We start from the raw sequence: 21,399 nt of genomic DNA on the forward strand, positions 1-21,399 counted from the left end.
AAATAACAATGCCTGATATAATTACAGCTATTTCTATCAGTTTAAGATCGTTACTAAACATGCTTATTGTATGTTAGGGTATATTTGTATAAATATCCAACTAAAAAATCAAACTTGTTTCACAAACAAAATATGAAAACAAGTTCTAAAATTATATTTATAATTGTTGCAATTCTCATTGTAAACATATATATATTAGGATTCCCATCAGAGTTTATAGAGTGATTTAATCCAAATGTACATAAATTAAATAAAGTTCCTTGGATTAATGGTCTAATATAAATTCTATCTACCACATTATACATCATATTTACTACCATGCCTATAATCGCAGGAATAGAAAATTTCATTATTAATTTAACTATTACTAAATTACCTAATTCTTCTTGATTTTTCTTTAAACTACTTGTTTCTATAATATCATCCTAATTGAATATATTGAATAATGTTTCTGTTGAGTATGTAACATGTTTTTAAATCATAATATAGATAATATAAGATACTATGATGGTACCATTGAGCATTTAAAATAACATATAACAACATCCTTAATCGAAGGCTAAGTTTAAACGTCGCAGTAACCTATAACTTTTAGTATAATTACGAATGAAAAATAGAGTACTACCATAATGGTAGCACTCTATTTTTCATCTAACTTTATAAAGTATTCTGCTACTATAACTTATTAATTCGCTCTTTACATAGTTTTATGATTTTTATTGGTGGCCTTGACTACTTTTACAATTTCATACCAACTTACTGAAATTATAGACATGAAAATAGCTACCCCAAATTGTTTCAAAGATAAAGGTGAAAGCTTTAAAAAAACATTTATTGGAGTATAAAGTATCAATAAAAGACCTGCTATTGTACCCAAACTTACACCCCACATTATTTTATCTTTAGCTAACCTCTTAACAGATTTAATAGCCAATTCAGAATCTGAACTATTAACTTGAACTAATAATATATTAGCCATCAGTATAATAGTTAACCCCATTGCTCTTGCAAGTGATGCATTATTGGGATACTTACTTAAAAAAGTAAAATAAGTTCCGAATGATGCTCCAAATATAATAACCCCTTGAAGTATGCTTTTAAAAAGCATTTTAGACGTTAACAATTTTTCATTAGGATCACGAGGTTTTCTCTTCATGATATCATACTCTGCTGGTTGGCGCTCTAACACAATAGAACATGTAGGATCAATTACAAGTTCAAGTAAAACCACATGTAGTGGAAGTAACAAAAGACTTGTAGGACTTATTGCTAATAAAGGAGCAAGTACTGAAGCAAATGCTATAGGAATATGAATTGTAAATACATAGCCAACAGCTTTTCTTATATTATCATAAATTCTTCTGCCATCTTCTATTGTATCTACTATAGTAGAAAAGTTATCATCAAGTAATATTAAATCCGCAGCTTCCCTTGAAACCTCTGAGCCACGTTTCCCCATTGCAATACCTATATCTGCATGTTTAAGTGCGGGAGCATCATTAACTCCATCTCCAGTCATTGCTACTATTTCTCCATTTTCCTTAAAAGCTTTAACAATTCTCATTTTGTGTTCCGGCACAACTCTAGAAAAAATGCTAACTTGTTTAACTTTTTCACATAACTCCTCGTCACTCATTCTGTTAATGTCATCACCTGTAATTACTTTATCAATGTTCTCCATTCCAATTTGATTAGCAATAGAGCTTGCAGTTATACCATTATCTCCTGTTATCATTACAACTCTAATTCCAGCCTCTATGCACGTTTTTATGTCTTCCTTTACAGATTCTCTTGGAGGATCTGCAAGTCCAACTATTCCACAAAATTGCAAAACGCACTCATTTAAAATATCTGGTACATTGCTTATGCTATCATATTTTGTTCTACCGATAGCTATAACTCTAAGTCCTTTTCTGGACATTTCTATAATTTTATCTTGAATTAATTTTTGTTCTTTCTCTGTTAACTTGCATATTTTAATGATACTCTCAGGTGATCCCTTAGCTGCTATCATTATTTGATTATTTTTTAACCAAACATTCCCCATCATTTTGTCTTCATTACTAAAAGCATATTCTTTAATTAATTCACCATGAAAAATCATATCTTCAGTAATTTCATTTTCCTCACAATAGGATATCATCGCTTTTTCCATAGGATCATATGCATCTATTTTGCATCCCATTCCCATTGTACTAACTACTGACTTTATATTATTATCAAAACTCCAAGCATCTCTAACTTTCATCTTATTCATTGTTATCGTCCCTGTTTTATCTACGCAAAGCACAGAAACTGCTCCTAAGGTCTCTACAGAAGGTAATCTTCTAACAATTGAGTTCTTTTTAGCTAATCTCCAAGCTCCCATTGATAAAAATACTGTTAGAATAACTGGGAATTCTTCTGGTATCATAGCCATTGCAAGAGTGACACCAGATAAAATACTTTCTATAATTCTATCCATAAAAGCATGGTCTGAAATGTTAAAATAAGTTACTATTCCAACAAATATAAATAGAACTGCTGCTATTAATGCACATAACTTTACTAATTTACCCGTTTGCTTTTGGAGTGGAGTTGGGCTATCTGATGCTTCCACAATATCCTTTCCTATTTTTCCATATTCAGTAGATAACCCTATTTTGTCTACTAATATTGTACCTGATCCTTGTATAACTAATGTTCCAGCATAACAATAATCACGTCGCCAATAATCATTAGTTTCTACTCTATCATCTTGTTTAGATATTTTCCATACACCTTCCGATTCTCCAGTAAGAGATGACTCATCAATACATAGTGTACTTTCTTTTAAAATTATGCCATCTGCTGGTATCTTAATACCTTCCTCAATGTACATTATATCATCAGGAACTAAATCTTCACTCTTAATTACCTTTTTAACTCCATCCCTACATACAGTTATATGAGGTGCTGATAAATCTTTTAATGCATCCAAGGTTTTATCAGTTTTCCATTCCTGTATTACTTCAATACTAATAATTCCAACGACAAAGATAAGCATAATACTACCATCTCTCGGTTCTCCTAAGATGAAGTATATTACAGCTGCAACAATTAGTAATAAAAACATTGGTTCACTAATAACCTTTAAGATTTTGTTTAAAAAGCCCTCTTTCTTTTTTGATATAAGTTCATTCTTTCCATATTTTTTCTGACGGTAATGTGCCTCATCACTTGTAATCCCTTCCATAGCTTTGATTTGTTGTTCTGTCATACTAGTTACCTCCAATTTAAAATTATTTAAGATAGCTCTATGGCATTGCAAACCTCAGAAATGTTCTAAAATTGGTCAAAAAAAACCTGTAGAACATTTTACTGTCCCACAGGTATATAATCATAATTATCCTGTTGCCAATTAAGGCCCGGCCCCACGAACTCCCAAAAAGTTCATCGCCTGCTCAGTTTGTACTGTAGATTTATATGCAGTGCAAATAGATATACCTTAATAATAACATGCATACTATGATTTGTAAATAAATTTTAAAATAAGATATATGCTAATTATAAATAATAAGCACATTTCTTACCTTGACTCTACATTTAAAATTAAATCTAATAAATAAAATAATAAGAATTATTGATGTAATCCACTCCATATTTTTCGCTTAGTTTCTTTAACAAAGTTTTTACCTTAATATTATTTTCATCTGGATTTTTTAAAAGTTCATTAAATCTGTTCTTTTCTTTTAATGTTGCTTCATCTTTTATATATCCATAAACATGTTGTGCTGTGTTAATAAAATTTCCTCTACTAAAAGGCTTTTCTAAACACTGATCTATATACATATACACTTCTCTCATTGGTATAGGAGAATTTACTAAGCTACTACATTTTTTATAATAAGAATAATCCTTTTCCATTAAAGAATACTTATACTTCGCCCATTGCTCTGTCCTTATTGAAATTGGCAAGTCTTCATTAAGAGTGTAAATACACTTCATTGCTGATATTTCCTTATCCTTAACTTCAAGCATGACATCTGAATTAATTTCTGAAATACTTTTCATATAATCTAAAAAATTACTAGTAACAACAAACTTAGAATGAGCTCCTCCTTTTTTACTTATATCTCTATCAGAATAATGGAATTTTACTGGACCATCTTCAACCTTCCATGTATTTTTAACAGAGTATAAAATATCCTTCCACTCTAAAAAACAAGGATTGAGCTGATGATGAAGATTATCAAACACTGCTGGTATTTTAATATCATTACAAATATTTAATACATCTTCTATGGTATAACTTTTATCATCATTCTCAATTACCAATCTTTTTTTCAAAGAGTTTGATAGTCTATTAAAATTATGCTTAAATCGTTCCATGGCAGAAATTTTATCTCCATATACCCCTCCAACATGAAGTATAATTTTGTTAGAATAGTCCACACCTAAACTATCTAAAAATTTGCAATGATACTCTAGATCCATAATACTTTTCTCAACAACTTCCTCATTAGGAGAATTTAGAACTGTATATTGACCAGGATGCATAGAAACCCTAATATTATTATTTTTTATAAATTCTCCACACTCTGTAAGTTCTTTATTATAGGTCTCCCACCACTTTAGGTTATTAATTGGGTGACTACCAAAGGGAATTATATCTGAACTTATCCTAAATAAATATATTGCATTTTCTATATTCCACTTTAATATATTCATTAAATCATCAATGTTACTTCTAACACACTGATTAAAAACATTATCACTAAAATTTTTTAATAAAAAGCTTCTTGAAGTTTTATATGGAATAGATGCAGGTGTACATGCATATCCAATTCTATTTTTTTCAAGCAACTTACAACACCATCCTTTTACTTAAATGAAAAGTAATAAGCTAATTGCCATTACAGCCATTCCCGCTACTAGTCCGTAGATAGATAAATGATGTTCACCATATTCTCTTGCCGATGGAAGTAATTCATCAAGAGAAATAAATATCATAATACCAGCAACTATAGCAAAAATAATTCCAAGGGTAATATTATTAATAAATGGCATCAATACCAAATAACCAATAATAGCACCTAAGGGCTCTGACAGTCCAGATAGAAAAGAATATAGAAAAGCTTTTTTTCTACTACCCGTAGCATAAAATACTGGAACTGATACTGCGATACCCTCAGGAATATTATGAATAGCAATAGCAATTGTTATAGGTATGGCTATTGATGGTTCTTGTAATGCAGAAATAAAAGTAGCCAATCCTTCTGGAAAGTTATGAATAGCCACTGCTAGTGCTGTAAGTAATCCCATTCTAAGCAATTTTGTATTATCTTTTGATGTATCTTTTAAATTTTCATTTTCCGTTCCCTCTAATTCTTCAATTTTATAAATATCATGAGGATTTTCACCACTTGGTATAAGTTTGTCAATAATCGCTATAATTAACATACCAAAAAAGAAAGCTCCTACTGTAACCCAAGAACCCAATTTAAATCCAAGTTCAACGGATAATAAGTTCCTAGCTTCAACAAAAATTTCTATCATAGAAACATATATCATAACTCCTGCAGAAAATCCTAAACTAATTGATAAAAATTTTGTATTGGTCTTTTTAGCAAAAAACGCAAGAGCACTTCCAATTCCTGTACATAGCCCTGCAAATAACGTTAATGCAAAGGCAATAAAAACCTGTTCCATATCTTTTCCCCCTAATTCCTATATTTTATTCATATACTTATCAATAACTTACACAAACTTGTTTAATCAATACAATATCAATTACTGCAACTTTTACTAACTTTCACCCTAATTAAACCTAATTATTTTCATAGGATGAATTACTCTATTTTCCTTTAATAGTATAATTATTATATCATAATCAATTTAAAAATCACTACTATGCTATTCTATATAAAATAATACTTATGCTAGTATTTCAATAGTTCTATTTATATTTTTGTTTATAATATGGATATTATGTAAAAGCATACTTATGTTACAATAATATTATGTAAACTTTATTTTTATTATATAAATACTTAGCAAAAAACTTTATTACACTTAAGAATAGGAGACATTAATTATGTACGAAAATGTTAAAATGGAAAATATGACATGGCAAGAGTTTGCAAAGAAAAAAGATGATGTAATTATATTACCAATAGGTGCTACAGAACAACATGGCCCTCACTTACCTACCTGTGTAGATTCTGTATTAGCAAGAGAGTTTGCTTACCGCATAGCTGAAAAAATAAATGGAGTAGTTGCTCCAACAATTTCTTATGGATATAAATCAAAACCATTAAGTGGTGGTGGCCCATTATTTCCTGGAACTATTGACTTAAATGGTGCTACATTACAAGCCTTAGTAATGGATATAATAGATGAATTTGTTCGTGATGGCTTTACAAAAATATTTATTTTGAGTGCTCACTTTGAAAATGAAGCATTTATTGTAGAAGCTATGGATCTATGTTCTGCAAAATATGGAGACAAGGTAAAGCTTCTTCTTACTAACTGGTGGGATCCAATGTCACCTGATGTAATTGATAAAGTTTTTGATGAAGTACCATTCCCAGGATGGGCTTTAGAACATGCTGCCGTTACAGAGACCTCATTAATGATGTACTTTGCACCAGAGCTTGTTAGAGAAGATAAAATATTAGATACTGAAAATGCTAGTCCAACAACTTATTTTAGATATCCTATAGAAAAAGATATCGTTCCCGAAACTGGAATACTTGCATCAGCTAAATCCTCTTCAGCTGCAAGAGGAAAAATAATTGTAGATGACGTTATTCCAAACATTGTTAAAATAGTTGAAGAAGCTTTCAGATAAATTTAAGAATTATCGCTTAATTTATAAAATTATTATGCTTCTATTTAATATAATAAAATTGCCTAGTATTATAATTATTCATACTAGGCAAACTTATTTATAAAATATCTAATTATCACATAAAACTATAATTTGTGATGGTGTTGTAATTGCAGGTATACTCTTGGTACTCATTCCATATACAACCACAAGATTTCTATTTTCTATATTGCCCAAAAAGCTCTGGCCATTTTCAAGTAATATTTGTGTTCTATTACTAATATTAAGTCTAAGTGAATCATCTCTACTGACTAATCTTCTATTGAAATGAGACACTTTGACATTTTCTTTTTTTGATTTTCTGGCTATAACAATAGCTCTATACTGTGGTGGAAATATTAATGGAACAGGCGCCAATGCATCATAAAATCCAATTATATAATCACCAGGTCTTATATTAACATGGTCTACAAAGTAAGTATCTCGGCTAACTACTAAGTTAAAATCATCATCTCTTCTTCCTCTTACTGACATTATCATTGTACATGCCGATGTGTCATTTACTGATGTTTTCATCACTTCTATACTTTTAACTACTCCTTCAATACTTAAAAATTCTTTCACTATTATTCCTCCATATAATAACATACTGTGTTGTTATTATATTATGGATTGAAAAAACTTGTGTTACAAAGAAATAAGTGCTAAATCTTATTAACTTAATAAACCTTAATTCACTTGTTTATTTTTTGTAATTACTATTTCCCTAATACAAATATCTTGTAGTTAAAACTACTTATTTTCTTGCTCAACTCTTAAATATTGAAATTATTCAGAGTCCTTAAGTTCTAAACTAGAATCTATTTGTAATTCACCACGTTTTGTTCTAACTCTTCAAATTTATTCTCATTGTTTGGATATATCCAGCACTCTGATCCAATGGCTCCTTTATAGCCTTTCTTTGAAGTGAAATTATATGTATAGAAAAATACAGCTCCACCTTCATTGAATTAGCTGTATTGATGCTATCATCTAACTTCTCTAATTTATTTTCAAATCTCATCATAAGATAAGCAGTAATTGCTATAGGAAATCCCACATTTGATACTATATTTATTAATTCTTCCATTACTTTCAACCTCCTTTTAAAGTATATAAAGAGGCTCCAAAGAGCCCCTTTAACTATATGAATAATGCTATGCTAAATAATTTTCCAGATGCTCTGTCACATTAAATAATAAACTAGATAACTAACCTAGTTGCTAGCGATAGCGATAATGTTTTTTTCATTTCAATTATAAATGACTTCACACATTTAAATGTAAATTTTATTATTCACAATAAAATTTTATATTTTGTTATTTTATTTGTAAAATTCAATATTTACGTATATATTTTTATTTTATAATACAACTTTAATCGATTAAGTAATTGCACTTATAAAAGAGTGCTTAATATTAATTTGCAAACTAATTTGGAAATATTTTCTTTTTTCCTTTATCAATCTTCATGCACTCATAATAGTGTTTTGCAGCCTCATTTACTAGCTCATTGTACTGAACAACTTCATCAGAATATAAAAATACTTTTATCTCTTCAAGCCTTTTTATGTTCTCAACCTCTATTAAATAAGTACGTCTTAAGGATTCCTTTCCACTTGAATTTAAAAGGGTTTCTTGTCTACCCATTTTCTTTTTAATCCTATTAATCTTACTAGATGCTCTACTATGATTTGTTAACCCATAGGATTTATCCTGAGAACTATTTTCCTTTATTGCCTTAGACTTATTACTAACTTTCTTTTTCTTGGCCTCTAGGTTTTTAATATCTTCTATATCCATATAAGTGTATGGATCCTCTATATCTTCTTCATGTTTTAGCACATCCCTTGAGGCATCCTCTTCCTCTTTGGATAATACATAATTATCAATAGTTTTAATTGTTCCCTCATTACTAAAAATTAATTTTTGATTTGCCATTTAGAAATCCTCCTTACCATGTTTTTAGCTTTTTATGTTTTTATGTTCTTATACCCTTAAAGCATTGATATAACTAACATTAAACCTCCTAGGGATAAATAGCATTTTATAAATATATATATTTGATTTTTTCAAATATAGTTCTTACTTAAATTTCGGCTATAACCTTTTGATTAGTTGGAAAAATTCTATAATATTAAGCTTTCCTATTACGCCTTAAATCAATTGTATGTAACAGATTTAAAAACTGTCTATGATTATGTATTTTATAATATCCTAGATAATATTATAATTTAAGCCAATGATAACTTAATATCATTGGCTTAATTTTAGTCTTATAAATCTATTCCAGGATTTGTAGTAATATCATCTGCAAAGATAGCTATACCATCTACTTTTGTACCTTGCTCTACTCTAGGTTGAGTAGATGGATTAGCTGGATAAGTAGTACCATCATATTTGACCCATGCATAAAAACTTTCTATACCGCCTCCAGCTACATACATAATTATATCCCTATAGCCATTTGTCTTAGTATCGCTGATAATAACTGGGTTTCTTACAAGGGAAAATCTTGACAATAATTTATATTCACCATTTTTCTGTTCAAAAATAGCACCACTGCAGCCACCGGTACCGCAAACATACGGGCCTACCAGATAGACGAATACTTCAGGATTTCCATCTTCATTCAGGTCTACTTTATTATAATAATACTTTACATTGCCACCCATTTCTTTTAAATTGAATTCTTCTTCTATGGCCTGTTCAAGTTTCACATCCCTATCAGTTTCAGAGTCAATAAATTCTACTGACGAAAAATCTATGCCAAACTTTTCGCCATAAAGGCTAACTTGAAGTAGCTGATTTTTTAAATGAAGCAATTCCTCTTTTGAGGGATAAGGATATTCAAAGGCCAAAGCCCTATCAATTGATTTCAAAGCGCCTGTAGTATCACCTGTTTTTATTTGGGCATCAGCTAGATAGTACCAGTAGGTAGTTGAATCCTTCTCTTTTAAAAGATTTTCATAATAATTAACTACCTTTTTAAAATACTCAGGATATGCATCTGGCGCTAATAAAAACTTGCCATCCACCCACCTATATATCTCTACCTTATAAGCATCTCCAGTATCATGTATCCACAGAGCTAACTCGTACAATCCATCTTTACCTTCCGTACCTTCTATATCTTCTACATCTATCTTGCTAAAATATTTGTTTCCGTCAATCAAATCACTTATTCCTGTTCCCGTCCATTCATAGACACTAAGATCGGACCAAATTGCCCCAACCTGCCATCCTACTATTAAGTTATTCATTTTTCTATCTGTTATTGGGGCAGTGCCCAAGTAAGTTATATTGTAGCCCTTGCCTTTGATAGTATCTGCCACATGCCAGCTATTATTATAGTATTTTAGTACAATAATATAGTTTTCTCCTTGCCAATAATAAGCACCAATTAATTCTAATACTCCATCTCCATCCAAATCTACGGTTATAACTGCTGGTACTTTGTAAGGGCTTTCTAGCATGATTATTTCAGCCCCTGGTGGCAAAAATTCTTTTATAGTATCTTTCATATATACACTATGCCACATATAATAACATTCCTTTATCTTTGCTCTATAGTTAGTATATGCAGGTATTTTTAATAGGTGTAGTACATTTATATACCACATAGTTAATGAAAAACCAAATGTTAATGTATTAGAGTTACTAAGGTACACTTAAAACACATATTTAATATACATTAGGTAAGAAATAAAAATCTTTATTTTTATCAAATAAACTGTCTCTTTTTAATTTATCAAATAAACCTTTTATGGTATCATCTTCTTCAAAGTTATATGCGAAAACATTAAGAATCTTGTTCTCATTACTAGACTGAAGGTACTCATATAAACTGTCTGATACAACAATTTGACTGTTAAATAATCCTGTTACTAGTATTTTTTTATAGCCTATGCCTTTAACGTCTAATTCAATATCATCAACTTTAAATTTTTTAACTTCCTTTAACTCTTTCCTATATTTAAAGTTTTTTAATCCATCATATTTTGGTATTATTAAGGTTTCATTTTCTTTTAATTCAACTTCTTTAAATCCTAGAACTTTAGATAATTTGTTATACTCAGAACTTTTAATAACTACACTATTATCTTTGGTATTAAGTAATTGAAACTTTATCTGTTCATATTTATAATTATTATCTTTTAATAAATTTTCTATTGTCATCAGTTGTTCTTGTTCCTTTTCATTTCCTTCAGCAGATATATATGTGCAAGAATACGGGAAATTATCACTTATGATAAATTCCTTAAATACAAATCCTCCTGCTAAAATAACTATAACTAGTAGACAGATTAATATTATTTTTGATTTGCTAAATTTCATTTTAACCACTCCTCTTTATAAAACATCATTACGATTAGTACTTCTTAACTGCTACTTTAATATAAACTCCGTTATTGCTAATATCCATAGATGTAATGGATAAAACACATAAAATAAATATTTGCTAAACTTATTGTTTAAACCTCTCTCACCATTATATAAAAGTATAAATGGAACTACTAATATAAATAGAAAATCTGAATTAAACATTATTTGCATTATTGTAAGATTAATATCTCCAGGATATATTTGAATGCCAGAAAAGGCTAACGGAATGAATAATATAATATATCCAATTATTTGATTTTTAAGATTTCCTCTAAAGAAATATGTTATTAATATAAATGGAATAATAACAATACCACCTTCAGTAAACATACTTAAGGGAATTAGTATTATTGCGCCTAAAATTAATAATAATTTTTTTCTGCTATCCTTACCCTTGCTATATTCTATTAGATTTATAATAGTTAGACCAATGAATAAAGTCATAAATATATTATTATGAACTGAGACTCCTTTGGATTCAAGGGCTAGATTAAGTATTCTATTTCCAGCCTCCATAAATATGGCCCATCCCAATAGTCTTATATTATAATTTAATCTACTTCTAGTATGATAAAACCCTTCTATCATCAAAAAAGCAAATATTGGTGCTACCACCCTTGATAATGGATGAAACCATAGTGGGAATATATTATTAAACGTAAAATATAGATGATCCATTAACATAAGTATTAATGCAATAATTTTAAGTTGAAAACTATTCATTTTTTTCATGTTCTAGCCTCCTAGTATTGTTTATGATTTTATTATATGTGATAAATAAAATTCCGAGTATTTAATTACATTACATTAACCTTACTATTTTGAAAGATAAAACTTCTTATATTATCCTAAATAGAAGTAATGGTCTTCCTTTAAATTCAGTTAAAGGATATATAGCATATAAAGTATATGGTGTGAAAGAGGGGGAAACAGTTTTTAGTCCAGGTTTTGTTATTTGTGCAGTACTTCAATTTGGATGGTATATGTAAAAATGAACGTGGTTATCTAACACTAAACCCAATATTTTCAGGTGAAAGTTCTATATGATAATTAAAGACCTATCTTAATATCACTTAGCTCATAAATTTGGTGAGATTATAAAGCAGAAAAAAGCTCTGTATTATAAAGAATGGGGTGGTTCAAAGCACACTATTAGATTTCTATATATAAAAGTATATTGAAGGAATTTTTAGTAAATGAACAGGAATGGTATAGCCTTGGTGCTTTTATGACAAATCCTACTGAAAGTGGACTAGGACTTTTCATAAAAAACAATGGCATGAGAATTATAAACAAGACATAATATTATATAAATGTTTAAAGTCCTTGTAATTACAAATGTATATTCTCATGGGGAACTATAAATCATAGAATTAAGTAAAATAAAATATAATTTATTTTACAATATAACTAAAGGATTATATTTACAATTACATGTCAATAGAGTACAATTTTATTATCCCAATTTTATAAAACCGTAGAAGATGGCTGCGGTGGTTTTGTTCATTTTATCCACCTGGGCTAGTGGTAATTAATTTTACTAAAGCTTAGAAGGTGGTGGTACTGTTATGCGAGAAATGATTTTTATAGGAGTTACATTATTAATCCTAATAAAATTAATATTAAAACATAATAAAGATTTTAATTATATAAAAATTAAACTTAAATTTATTGGTGTTGATATAGAGATTCAAAGCAAAGAAAAAAAGAACCCATCTTAACCGCGTTCTTTTTTTCTTAATTAAATACCTATTTAATTTTTCAGTAGCCCGAAACAAAAATAAATGTTCAGGAGAGATTAGTGTTAGCAGCACTAATCTTTTTCTTATCTATATTATATCAAATATTTATAAAAAATAAACATTAAATTATAAAAATCAAATATTTATATTTTTACATTTAATGTATATAACAAAGATTAGGTGTCTATAATTTATTTGAGTTCACTCTCAGCTATGTGCTTAAACAAAAGAAAAAAACTCCTACCTGTATACTTAATATACAAGTAGGAGTTCTGCTTTTCCAAAATAATAATATATTTAAATTATTTTTGTATACAGTAATTAATTTTTAAATATCACTCCATAATTCTTTTGCTGGTATTGATACTTGCCCTATTTGAAAGTCTATTTTTTCAACTCCATTAACTCTAATAAAATAACAGCTAATAAACCTCCTATTAGTGCTAGTGTTATCTCGATACCAGCCAATAAAACTACAATATCCTCACTACCCTCTAAAATCTTCTATAACTTACCTATAAATCTTAGCATATTCTTACAAGTCTCATATCTATCCTTACCGGTTATAAGATTTTGTGGCTTAAGATAGCTTGTATACATTCCAATACTGCCTCCAACTCCATAAACTGTTCCTACATTTCTGAAATCAAAATTTCTATCTGAACTTATAATAGGATGTCCGTAGTAATCAGACATATATTCTGCAGCTCTCTTATCAATATCATTACTGTATACTATTATTCCTGAAAGATACCTTGTCTGGATAACTCCTTCCTCTATAGTATTGTTTCCTTCAATAATAGTGTTTTGATTTTCTGTGTTCATATTATCTTCCTCCTTAAAATTTGATTATTTATTACTCATTTAATATATATGCATTAATCTTATTTATTGGAAAATATTAATTTTATCTTTATAGGTTATGTAGAAACTTTTTTTGTTAATCCTTTAAATATAATATTTACTGATTGATATGAAGTAAATCTAAAATGCATATAATTATCTTAATAACTACTTCACCACCCATAGCAAGTATAGACTCATCAATGAATACAAATATTGTTGTATTTAATAACACATATTATGATACAGATAACATTACATACTATGTTACAAAAACTATTATAAATAAAACACAAAAATAACCCTGGCTACAATTTGATTTATAGCACACCATATAAGGAGTATATAAATTCATCTCTAGGGAATTGGATGCTTAGACATTATCAATAACCAATAATAATGCTATAATAATGCTAGTAATTAATTATAATAACAACTATATAATGATTTTAAGAATAAAGACACATTAGGAGGACATTATGCTTACAGGAGAATTAAAAAGTAAAGTTGATAGGATATGGGAAACCTTTTGGACAGGTGGCATTACAAACCCTCTTGAGGTTATAGAGCAATTTACATATTTATTATTCATAAAAGGTCTTGATGATATAGAAACTACAAAGGAAAATGAAGCAGCTTTTCTTGGTCTTACCTATGAGGGTATGTTTAAAAAAGAGAATATGAACCTTAGATGGAGCCAGTTTAAGAATATGGAAGCTACAGAAATGTACAACATAGTTTTAAATAAGGTGTTTCCATTTATAAAGAATCTTCATGAAGATGGAGGCTCAGCTTATTCAAAATATATGGGAGATGCTATCTTTAAAATTCCAACTCCACAGATGCTTTCTAAGATTGTAGATGGAATTGATGGTATTGACCTGGAGAATAGAGATACTAAGGGAGATTTATATGAGCATCTTCTTTCTAAGATAGCTAAATCTGGTACAAATGGTCAGTTCCGTACACCAAGACACATCATAGGGATGATGGTAAACCTTATGAAGCCAACACCCAGTGATGTAATTGTTGACCCTGCCATGGGAAGTGCAGGTTTTTTAGTAGCTGCCCAGGAGTATTTAAGGGAAAATGAATCAGACCTATTTTTAAATGCAGGACTTAAGGATCACTTTAATAACCATATGTTTCATGGCTTTGATATGGATAGAACCATGCTTCGTATCGGTGCTATGAACATGCTCCTTCATGGAGTTGATAATCCAAACATTGAATATAAGGATAGTCTATCAGAGAAAAATACAGACAAGGAAAAATACACCCTAGTCCTTGCAAACCCACCTTTTAAAGGCTCCCTTGACTATGAGGCAGTAAGTGCTGAGCTACTTAAGGTGACAAAGACAAAGAAAACAGAACTATTATTCTTAGCACTAATCCTTAGAAGTCTTAAAATTGGTGGAAGAAGTGCAACTATAGTACCCGATGGAGTACTCTTTGGAAGAAGTAAAGCTCATAAAGAAATCCGCAGAGAAATAGTAGATAATAATAAATTAGAAGCAGTTATCTCCATGCCAAGTGGTGTATTTAAGCCCTATGCAGGAGTTAGCACAGCCATTCTAATCTTCACAAAAACAGCCTCAGGTGGAACAGACAAGGTTTGGTTCTATGACATGAAATCAGATGGTTACTCCCTAGATGATAAAAGACAAGAAATAGAAGGCAGTGACATACCAGACATCATTGAAAGATTTAACAATCTAGATAAAGAGGTAGATAGAAAACCAACAGACCAAAGTTTCTTTGTTGATGTAGAAAAAATCAAAGATAATGGCTATGAACTTTCAATTAATAAATACAAAGAAATTGTATATGAAGAAGTAAAATATCCTCACCCACAAGAGATTCTTATGAAAATAAGAGAGTTAGAGATGGAGATAAGTCAAGGCATTGAAGAGCTAAGTGAGATGATTGAGGGGTAGAGAAGATATGGAATATAAAATGGTAAGATGCGCAGATGTATTAGATGTTAGAGATGGAACTCATGATTCTCCAAAATATGTTTTAGAAGGATATCCACTTATAACATCAAAAAATATAAAGGAGGGAAATATAGAATTTGATAATGTAAACTATATTACAAAAGATGAATTTGATAAAATTAATGCAAGATCTAAGGTTGATGATGGGGATATACTTATGCCTATGATAGGGACTATAGGCAACCCCGTTATAGTAAACACAGAAATGCCATTTGCTATAAAAAATGTAGCACTATTTAAGTTCAGAGGTAATAGCAATTTTGATAATAGATATGTATATTATGCATTAAAATCACCAATAGTGATAAATCAGTTAAATAGCAATAAAAGAGGTGGAACGCAATCATTCGTCTCACTTGGAAATATAAGAGATTTAAAGATTCCTAATATTACTATCGATACTCAAAAAAAAATAGTAACTATATTAGACAAAGCCCAATCCCTCATAGACAAAAGAAAAGAACAAATTGAAGCTTGTGATGAGTTGGTTAAATCTAGATTTATCCAGATGTTTGGTGATGTAAAGCTTAATCCATTTAATTGGGATGTTAGTAGATTGGAAGAAGTTTATGAAATTATTGATGGAGATAGAGGTAAAGATTATCCTAAGCAAGAAGATTTTTCAGATGAAGGATATTGTTTATTTTTAAATGCAGGAAATGTAACAGCTAATGGATTTTCTTTTAAAAACAATGCTTTTATAACTAAAGAAAAGGATGAAATATTAAGAAAAGGAAAATTAAATAGATATGATTTAATAGTAACTACAAGAGGAACAGTAGGGAATGTAGCTTATTATAATGAAGATGTTCCTTATGAAAATATGAGAATCAATTCGGGAATGGTGATATTAAGAAAGCGTAAGAAAATTAATTCTATATTCTTTATGCAGTATTTCAGAAATCCAACTGTGTACCAATCTCTGATTTCAGGTTCAGCACAACCTCAAATGCCAATTAGTAGTATGAGGAATGCAAAAGTTTTTAATCCACCAATAGAACTCCAAAACCAATTTTCAGAATTTGTTAAGCAAGTCAACAAATTGAAATTTGAAATGGAACAAAGCCTTAAAGAGTTAGAAAACAACTTTAACTCCCTTATGCAAAGGGCTTTTAAAGGGGAATTGTTTTAAAGTAATTTATACTTAATTTGTGTAATGACATGTTAACCTTGAAAAATTGGAATAAAAATTAAAGCTAAGGTTCATGGTATTAAAACTGCTTCAAAATATGTAGATGGTTTTAATATGATTTCTTGGTATTAAAGTTTAAAGGCATTGATATTTCAATGCCTTTGCGTTTTATAAAGGATAAATATCCTTTTCTGTTCGAACATACAATTGTAATTACATCCATATACTCCCTAATTTCATATAAAATCATATAATTATAGATTTCTTATTAATCCTTTCGATTCTTTACAGTTTCCCAAAAACCTTCATTATAGTTGAGATTTTCTGTTGCTGTGTTTTTCTCTTCCAGTAACTTATTTATGATTTTATGTAATTCTTCAATCTGCTTATCTTTCATCCTTAGCTGATCTAGTAGAGCTTTAATGACTTCTTCGTTTGTATTCATCTAAATTCCTCCTATAGTTTTCCTCAATTATTTTAGCATTAGAACATCTATTTATTATATTAATTGTATATATAATATTTAAAATTACCCATAATAAATATCCATGATAAGATATATTTCTTTGAACATAAAAAGAGTAATAATTTTACGAATATTACTCTCTTGGTTTACAGTATGATAAAATTGGGCATTAATAATAAATTTTATTTATTAACTTGTTGCGTATACTCTTCTTTAGTTAATGCATATATTAAATGAAATACGTCTTTTCCATTATTGTCTCTCATATAATCATCTATAACTTTCATTCCTAGTCTTTCAGCTATTTTGCTTGAGCTAGTATTTTCAGGAATTACTTGAGCTATACATTTATCAGCATTAAGAACGTTAAATATGTAATCTATACATGCTTTGATTCCTTCTATTGCATATCCCTTACCCCAAAACTCTTGCTTTAATATATATGCAATCTCTATATAATCAGTTTCTTTTATATTTACTGGTAATATACCCATTATTCCAATAACTACATTAGTTGATTTTTCTACAGCTAAATAGTAACTGTATCCCAAATCCTCATATTGTTCAGTAATTTTATCTATCCAACCGTAAACCTCTTCATCCGAGTAAATTTTTCCCCATCCAATAAGCATTAGTTTTTCATCTTGCAAAATGATTTTCATTTCTTCATAATCACTTTGCTCTATTTTTCTTAATGTTAATCTTTCAGTTTTTATATTCTCCATTTGTCCTCCTAATTGAAAAATATATTTTTACTAGCTCTTGAAAGTCTTATTTAATTTTTTAATTTAGCACCTCCATTTATGAACAATAGAATACTATTGTGATTTAGATACTATGTATATTATACATTGATGTTAGATTATATGTAATATATTTGAACATCAAACGGAAATGGCTTCTCTTCAATGCTAACTCTTTATTCTGGTATCTATAAAAGGAACTACACTATGGATTAGCATATTTTTAGTCCTTATAATTTCCTTTTCATTATTAAAACTCTAGGTTCACTTGTACAAAGCCATATAATTTGTATTCATCCATATTCCTCCTATAGTTTTCTTTTGTTAACTTCCCTTATAAGGGTACTTTTACTTATTCCTGTGATTTCTGCAACTTCTGTATAGCTAGAATTACCACCATTTACTACCAGCATTCCTAAGGCATGTTCTATCTGCTTAGGACTATGCTTTTTAGGTCTACCCTCTTTAAATCCTGGCTTTGTTTTTGCTATTGCTTTACCACTTTGAGTACGTTCTATTATCATTGCTCTTTCAAATTCTGCAAAGGCAAGTAGATTAGTTACTATTAATCTTCCCATTGGTGTATCTTCAATTAACCCCATATTAAGAATATGGATTTTAACCCCCTTACCCATTAGCTTATCTATATACTGTAATCCCTCTTTTGTTGTTCTACAGAATCTATCAAGCTTAGTTACAACCAAAGTATCTCCAGGTTCTATATCATCTAGTAATTTATTAAATACATATCTGTCTTTAGCTGCACTATAACTTTCCTCAATTATTTTAGCATTAGAATATCTATCTAATATATTCTTCCTTTGATCCTCTATTGAATTACCTTCTAATTGTCCCTTGGTTGATACTCTTATATATCCTATAATATTACCCACATAATCACCTTACTTTTGAATATTAGTTTTGACACTGCTTTATATATTGAGTATAGGTTATTCCTTAAGTGGTGTCAATACTGTTAAGTTTTGACTACGATATATTTAGAAAATATTTTTATTCCTGAAAGGTACACCTTTCCACACACCATTAAACACTATAAAACATTATTAGGTTATTAAATCATTTGTATAAATCTATAATTTATTAATTAAAAAGTTAGGAGGATTCAAAATTATGGATTTAAAGGATCGTATAATTATTATTTGTTCTGTAATAAATACATTAATTAATATTTACAACATTTTTAAGTAAGAAAAAAGGACAACCATCAGATTGTCCTTTTCTTATAACTTATAAATAATTTAATAATTTGTTGTTTATTATTTTATATCTATAAGTTATAATTTAAATGGCAAATTTAAATATAAGTGTACCTTAACTTTAATATTATATACCTTTATATGAAGAGCATTGAAAACACACCGTGCAATATTACAATACTAACTTCAAACCTCACTAATAATTACCTATAAATACAGATAATTTTTGACGTCACATAAAAAAGAGTAGATATATTCAGTTATAACCTACTCTTTTTTATTTTAAAACAAACTCTATAAAATATATAGATATGTTATAAACTCTTCTTTATTAGACAATAACTAATTTGAGGTGATTTACAATGAAGAAAAAAAGAAAATTAAATGTACTTGTCACTATGAGACCTGATTCATCTAGATTAATTACAGAATCATTACTAAGAATACTAGATGAACATAAAGAAGAATTTCTACAAATTTTGAAAGGAAAATAAACTTAAGGAAATTGAGTAATGATTCTATAAAATAAGAAAAGAACTTTATTATGATTAATACTTTTACATTTAATGTATATAATTAATATTAAATGTCTATAATCTAAATACATCTTAAACCATGTGCTTATACAAAAGAAAAATAAGGTAGAAAGTAATATTATATTGCTTTCTACCTTTTAAATTAGTTGTTAATTATCGTGAAAGAACCTTGCCATGTGCGTATACATAAACTCTTGGGTCTAAAGTTCTTATTTTTAGTTTATATATTCCAGTCCCAAGATTAAAAGTTTCCTTATACTCTCCAGTTCCACCTATTGGTTGACTAGTACGATAAAGTTTATATTGTCCTACTCCAACTCTTTTCCAAATTTCAAATACCATATTTTGGCCACTCCTGTCACTAGTACTCCACCTATCCATACTAATAATAACATCTGCTTTCCCGTCACTCCATAATTGAAATACGTCATCAGAACTGGTGGGTAAATTGTTGCTAATATAACTATCACGAACACCATTTGCATTGAATGACATAATAATTCTTGATTGTGCAAAAGCTTTAGAACTAAAACCCAAATTACAGCCAAGGACTGTTAAAAGTAAGCATAAACTAATTGCAATCTTTTTAAAATTAATTTTTTTCATTTTTTATATCCCCCTCAAAATTATTTTATCTACTATCTTATAACATAAATATACATACTTTTCTATATTTAATGCATGAAAGGGTCATTTTTAAACTTAAGTTTCCATATTATTATTAATTTTATAAATTTTTATATATAATCTGAATACATCTTAAACCATGTGCTTATACAAAAGAAAAATAAGGTAGAAAGTAATATTGTATTGCTTTCTACCTTTTCTATACGAAAATAATTAGTAAGTTAAATTTACTGTTGCATAATCAGTTTTTGTAACTCCAGTTGTTGTTACTCCTTTAATTGTTATTGTGTGTTGTCCTGGTGTAAGATCTTTTACTACAATTGTTTTTACAGTCGTACTACCAGAAGTTTGGATATCCAAAAAATATACTTTTGAGTTTGGATCAAATGAATCTGTAGTTCCTAAGTTTACACCATCTACAGATACATATGAGTTTCCAAAAAAACCTGTCCATTTAAACATAACAGCTACATCTTTTGTTGTTAAATTTATGGTTGGATGATATGTGTTAGATTGATACTTTCCAGCATCCCATAATTGATAACTAGGATCTGTGCTTAAATTAACAGCCTCCCCTACATATGTTACACTAAGACTTGGAGTTGTTGCTGCATAAGCACTAGATATAGGTACTAATGACATTGTGATTGCTAAAGCTAACATTAGTAATAAAGCTTTAACTTTTCTTCCTTTTGAAATTTTTCCCATGATATAATCCCCTCCTATTTTATAGTTCTATATAATTATAGCATTAATATGTATAATAGTTAATATTTTCAATGTAAATTTTTGTTATAAGTTTATATCAAGTTTTGTTTATAATGTACGATACATCATTTAGGAGGGATAAATATGTATAATAAAATACAAGGTAACTTATCT

At 28.9% G+C, this 21,399-nt stretch carries 23 protein-coding genes and 1 riboswitch; of the genes, 7 read left to right on the forward strand and 16 right to left on the reverse strand.

Annotated features, from left to right (window positions below):
- Window positions 1-119: 119 nt before the first annotated feature.
- The 4 genes from B2S02_RS16950 to zupT form a co-directional block, all read right to left on the reverse strand.
- Window positions 120-350 (reverse strand): hypothetical protein, encoded by a 231-nt coding sequence (locus B2S02_RS16950; RefSeq protein WP_346878190.1) that lies wholly within the window; start codon window positions 348-350, stop codon window positions 120-122.
- A gap of 347 nt (window positions 351-697) precedes the next feature.
- Entirely contained in the window at window positions 698-3,238 is a 2,541-nt protein-coding gene (locus tag B2S02_RS16955; protein ID WP_346921056.1) for a cation-translocating P-type ATPase, read from the reverse strand.
- A gap of 99 nt (window positions 3,239-3,337) precedes the next feature.
- Window positions 3,338-3,436, reverse strand: a riboswitch (NiCo riboswitch).
- 140 nt (window positions 3,437-3,576) lie between these two features.
- Window positions 3,577-4,824 (reverse strand): UV DNA damage repair endonuclease UvsE, encoded by a 1,248-nt coding sequence (gene uvsE, locus B2S02_RS16960; protein ID WP_346921057.1) that lies wholly within the window; start codon window positions 4,822-4,824, stop codon window positions 3,577-3,579.
- Between the two features lie 21 nt (window positions 4,825-4,845).
- Window positions 4,846-5,670: a zinc transporter ZupT gene (gene zupT, locus B2S02_RS16965; protein ID WP_346847610.1), complete on the reverse strand. Its 825-nt coding sequence runs from the start codon at window positions 5,668-5,670 to the stop codon at window positions 4,846-4,848.
- Between the two features lie 385 nt (window positions 5,671-6,055).
- On the opposite strand from zupT, the gene B2S02_RS16970 reads away from it, so the two are divergent.
- Window positions 6,056-6,811 (forward strand): creatininase, encoded by a 756-nt coding sequence (locus B2S02_RS16970; protein WP_346847611.1) that lies wholly within the window; start codon window positions 6,056-6,058, stop codon window positions 6,809-6,811.
- A gap of 108 nt (window positions 6,812-6,919) precedes the next feature.
- Here B2S02_RS16970 and B2S02_RS16975 read toward each other — a convergent pair whose 3' ends face one another.
- From B2S02_RS16975 to B2S02_RS17000, 6 genes are all read right to left on the reverse strand, one after another.
- The gene (locus tag B2S02_RS16975) at window positions 6,920-7,414 is read right to left on the reverse strand and encodes a hypothetical protein (RefSeq protein WP_346847612.1); all 495 of its coding nucleotides are present in this window, start codon (window positions 7,412-7,414) and stop codon (window positions 6,920-6,922) included.
- A gap of 262 nt (window positions 7,415-7,676) precedes the next feature.
- Window positions 7,677-7,919, reverse strand: coding sequence for a YvrJ family protein (locus B2S02_RS16980; protein ID WP_346921058.1), 243 nt, complete (start codon window positions 7,917-7,919; stop codon window positions 7,677-7,679).
- A 340-nt stretch (window positions 7,920-8,259) separates the two neighbouring features.
- Window positions 8,260-8,769, reverse strand: coding sequence for a hypothetical protein (locus B2S02_RS16985; RefSeq protein WP_346921059.1), 510 nt, complete (start codon window positions 8,767-8,769; stop codon window positions 8,260-8,262).
- A 335-nt stretch (window positions 8,770-9,104) separates the two neighbouring features.
- A complete protein-coding gene (locus B2S02_RS16990; RefSeq protein WP_346921060.1) occupies window positions 9,105-10,451 on the reverse strand; it encodes a hypothetical protein in 1,347 nt (448 codons plus the stop codon).
- Between the two features lie 61 nt (window positions 10,452-10,512).
- Window positions 10,513-11,166 carry a hypothetical protein gene (locus B2S02_RS16995; protein ID WP_346921061.1) on the reverse strand — a complete coding sequence of 218 codons (654 nt, stop codon included), beginning with the start codon at window positions 11,164-11,166 and terminating at the stop codon, window positions 10,513-10,515.
- Window positions 11,167-11,217: 51 nt separating this feature from the next.
- Window positions 11,218-11,946 carry a TraX family protein gene (locus B2S02_RS17000; RefSeq protein WP_346921062.1) on the reverse strand — a complete coding sequence of 243 codons (729 nt, stop codon included), beginning with the start codon at window positions 11,944-11,946 and terminating at the stop codon, window positions 11,218-11,220.
- A gap of 89 nt (window positions 11,947-12,035) precedes the next feature.
- On the opposite strand from B2S02_RS17000, the gene B2S02_RS17005 reads away from it, so the two are divergent.
- From B2S02_RS17005 to B2S02_RS17015, 3 genes are all read left to right on the forward strand, one after another.
- Complete coding sequence (locus B2S02_RS17005; protein ID WP_346921063.1) at window positions 12,036-12,203, forward strand: hypothetical protein; 168 nt, start codon at window positions 12,036-12,038, stop codon at window positions 12,201-12,203.
- 188 nt (window positions 12,204-12,391) lie between these two features.
- Window positions 12,392-12,517: a hypothetical protein gene (locus tag B2S02_RS17010; RefSeq protein WP_346921064.1), complete on the forward strand. Its 126-nt coding sequence runs from the start codon at window positions 12,392-12,394 to the stop codon at window positions 12,515-12,517.
- 265 nt (window positions 12,518-12,782) lie between these two features.
- On the forward strand, window positions 12,783-12,935 hold the full coding sequence (locus B2S02_RS17015) for a hypothetical protein (RefSeq protein ID WP_346921065.1): 153 nt from the start codon (window positions 12,783-12,785) through the stop codon (window positions 12,933-12,935).
- Window positions 12,936-13,460: 525 nt separating this feature from the next.
- Here the strand turns inward: B2S02_RS17015 and B2S02_RS17020 are convergent.
- The gene (locus B2S02_RS17020) at window positions 13,461-13,781 is read right to left on the reverse strand and encodes a hypothetical protein (protein ID WP_346921066.1); all 321 of its coding nucleotides are present in this window, start codon (window positions 13,779-13,781) and stop codon (window positions 13,461-13,463) included.
- Window positions 13,782-14,278: 497 nt separating this feature from the next.
- Here B2S02_RS17020 and B2S02_RS17025 point away from each other — a divergent pair, with 497 nt between their 5' ends.
- Window positions 14,279-15,736 (forward strand): class I SAM-dependent DNA methyltransferase, encoded by a 1,458-nt coding sequence (locus B2S02_RS17025; protein ID WP_346921067.1) that lies wholly within the window; start codon window positions 14,279-14,281, stop codon window positions 15,734-15,736.
- Window positions 15,737-15,743: 7 nt separating this feature from the next.
- The gene (locus B2S02_RS17030) at window positions 15,744-16,928 is read left to right on the forward strand and encodes a restriction endonuclease subunit S (protein WP_346921068.1); all 1,185 of its coding nucleotides are present in this window, start codon (window positions 15,744-15,746) and stop codon (window positions 16,926-16,928) included.
- Window positions 16,929-17,196: 268 nt separating this feature from the next.
- Here B2S02_RS17030 and B2S02_RS17035 read toward each other — a convergent pair whose 3' ends face one another.
- From B2S02_RS17035 to B2S02_RS17050, 3 genes are all read right to left on the reverse strand, one after another.
- Window positions 17,197-17,373 carry a hypothetical protein gene (locus B2S02_RS17035; protein ID WP_346847635.1) on the reverse strand — a complete coding sequence of 59 codons (177 nt, stop codon included), beginning with the start codon at window positions 17,371-17,373 and terminating at the stop codon, window positions 17,197-17,199.
- Between the two features lie 203 nt (window positions 17,374-17,576).
- Window positions 17,577-18,119, reverse strand: coding sequence for a GNAT family N-acetyltransferase (locus tag B2S02_RS17040; RefSeq protein WP_346921069.1), 543 nt, complete (start codon window positions 18,117-18,119; stop codon window positions 17,577-17,579).
- 326 nt (window positions 18,120-18,445) lie between these two features.
- Window positions 18,446-19,030, reverse strand: coding sequence for a recombinase family protein (locus B2S02_RS17050; RefSeq protein WP_346869640.1), 585 nt, complete (start codon window positions 19,028-19,030; stop codon window positions 18,446-18,448).
- A 686-nt stretch (window positions 19,031-19,716) separates the two neighbouring features.
- On the opposite strand from B2S02_RS17050, the gene B2S02_RS17055 reads away from it, so the two are divergent.
- Window positions 19,717-19,848: a hypothetical protein gene (locus B2S02_RS17055; RefSeq protein WP_346847638.1), complete on the forward strand. Its 132-nt coding sequence runs from the start codon at window positions 19,717-19,719 to the stop codon at window positions 19,846-19,848.
- Between the two features lie 195 nt (window positions 19,849-20,043).
- Here the strand turns inward: B2S02_RS17055 and B2S02_RS17060 are convergent, their stop codons facing one another.
- Both B2S02_RS17060 and B2S02_RS17065 read right to left on the reverse strand, forming a co-directional pair.
- Window positions 20,044-20,496 carry a hypothetical protein gene (locus B2S02_RS17060; protein ID WP_346878180.1) on the reverse strand — a complete coding sequence of 151 codons (453 nt, stop codon included), beginning with the start codon at window positions 20,494-20,496 and terminating at the stop codon, window positions 20,044-20,046.
- Between the two features lie 234 nt (window positions 20,497-20,730).
- Window positions 20,731-21,225 (reverse strand): hypothetical protein, encoded by a 495-nt coding sequence (locus tag B2S02_RS17065; protein ID WP_346878179.1) that lies wholly within the window; start codon window positions 21,223-21,225, stop codon window positions 20,731-20,733.
- Window positions 21,226-21,399 lie beyond the last annotated feature (174 nt).

Origin of the sequence: Clostridium sp. UBA7339 (assembly GCF_002470865.1) — a bacterium.
In the GTDB taxonomy this organism is placed as follows: domain Bacteria; phylum Bacillota; class Clostridia; order Clostridiales; family Clostridiaceae; genus Clostridium_J; species Clostridium_J sulfidigenes.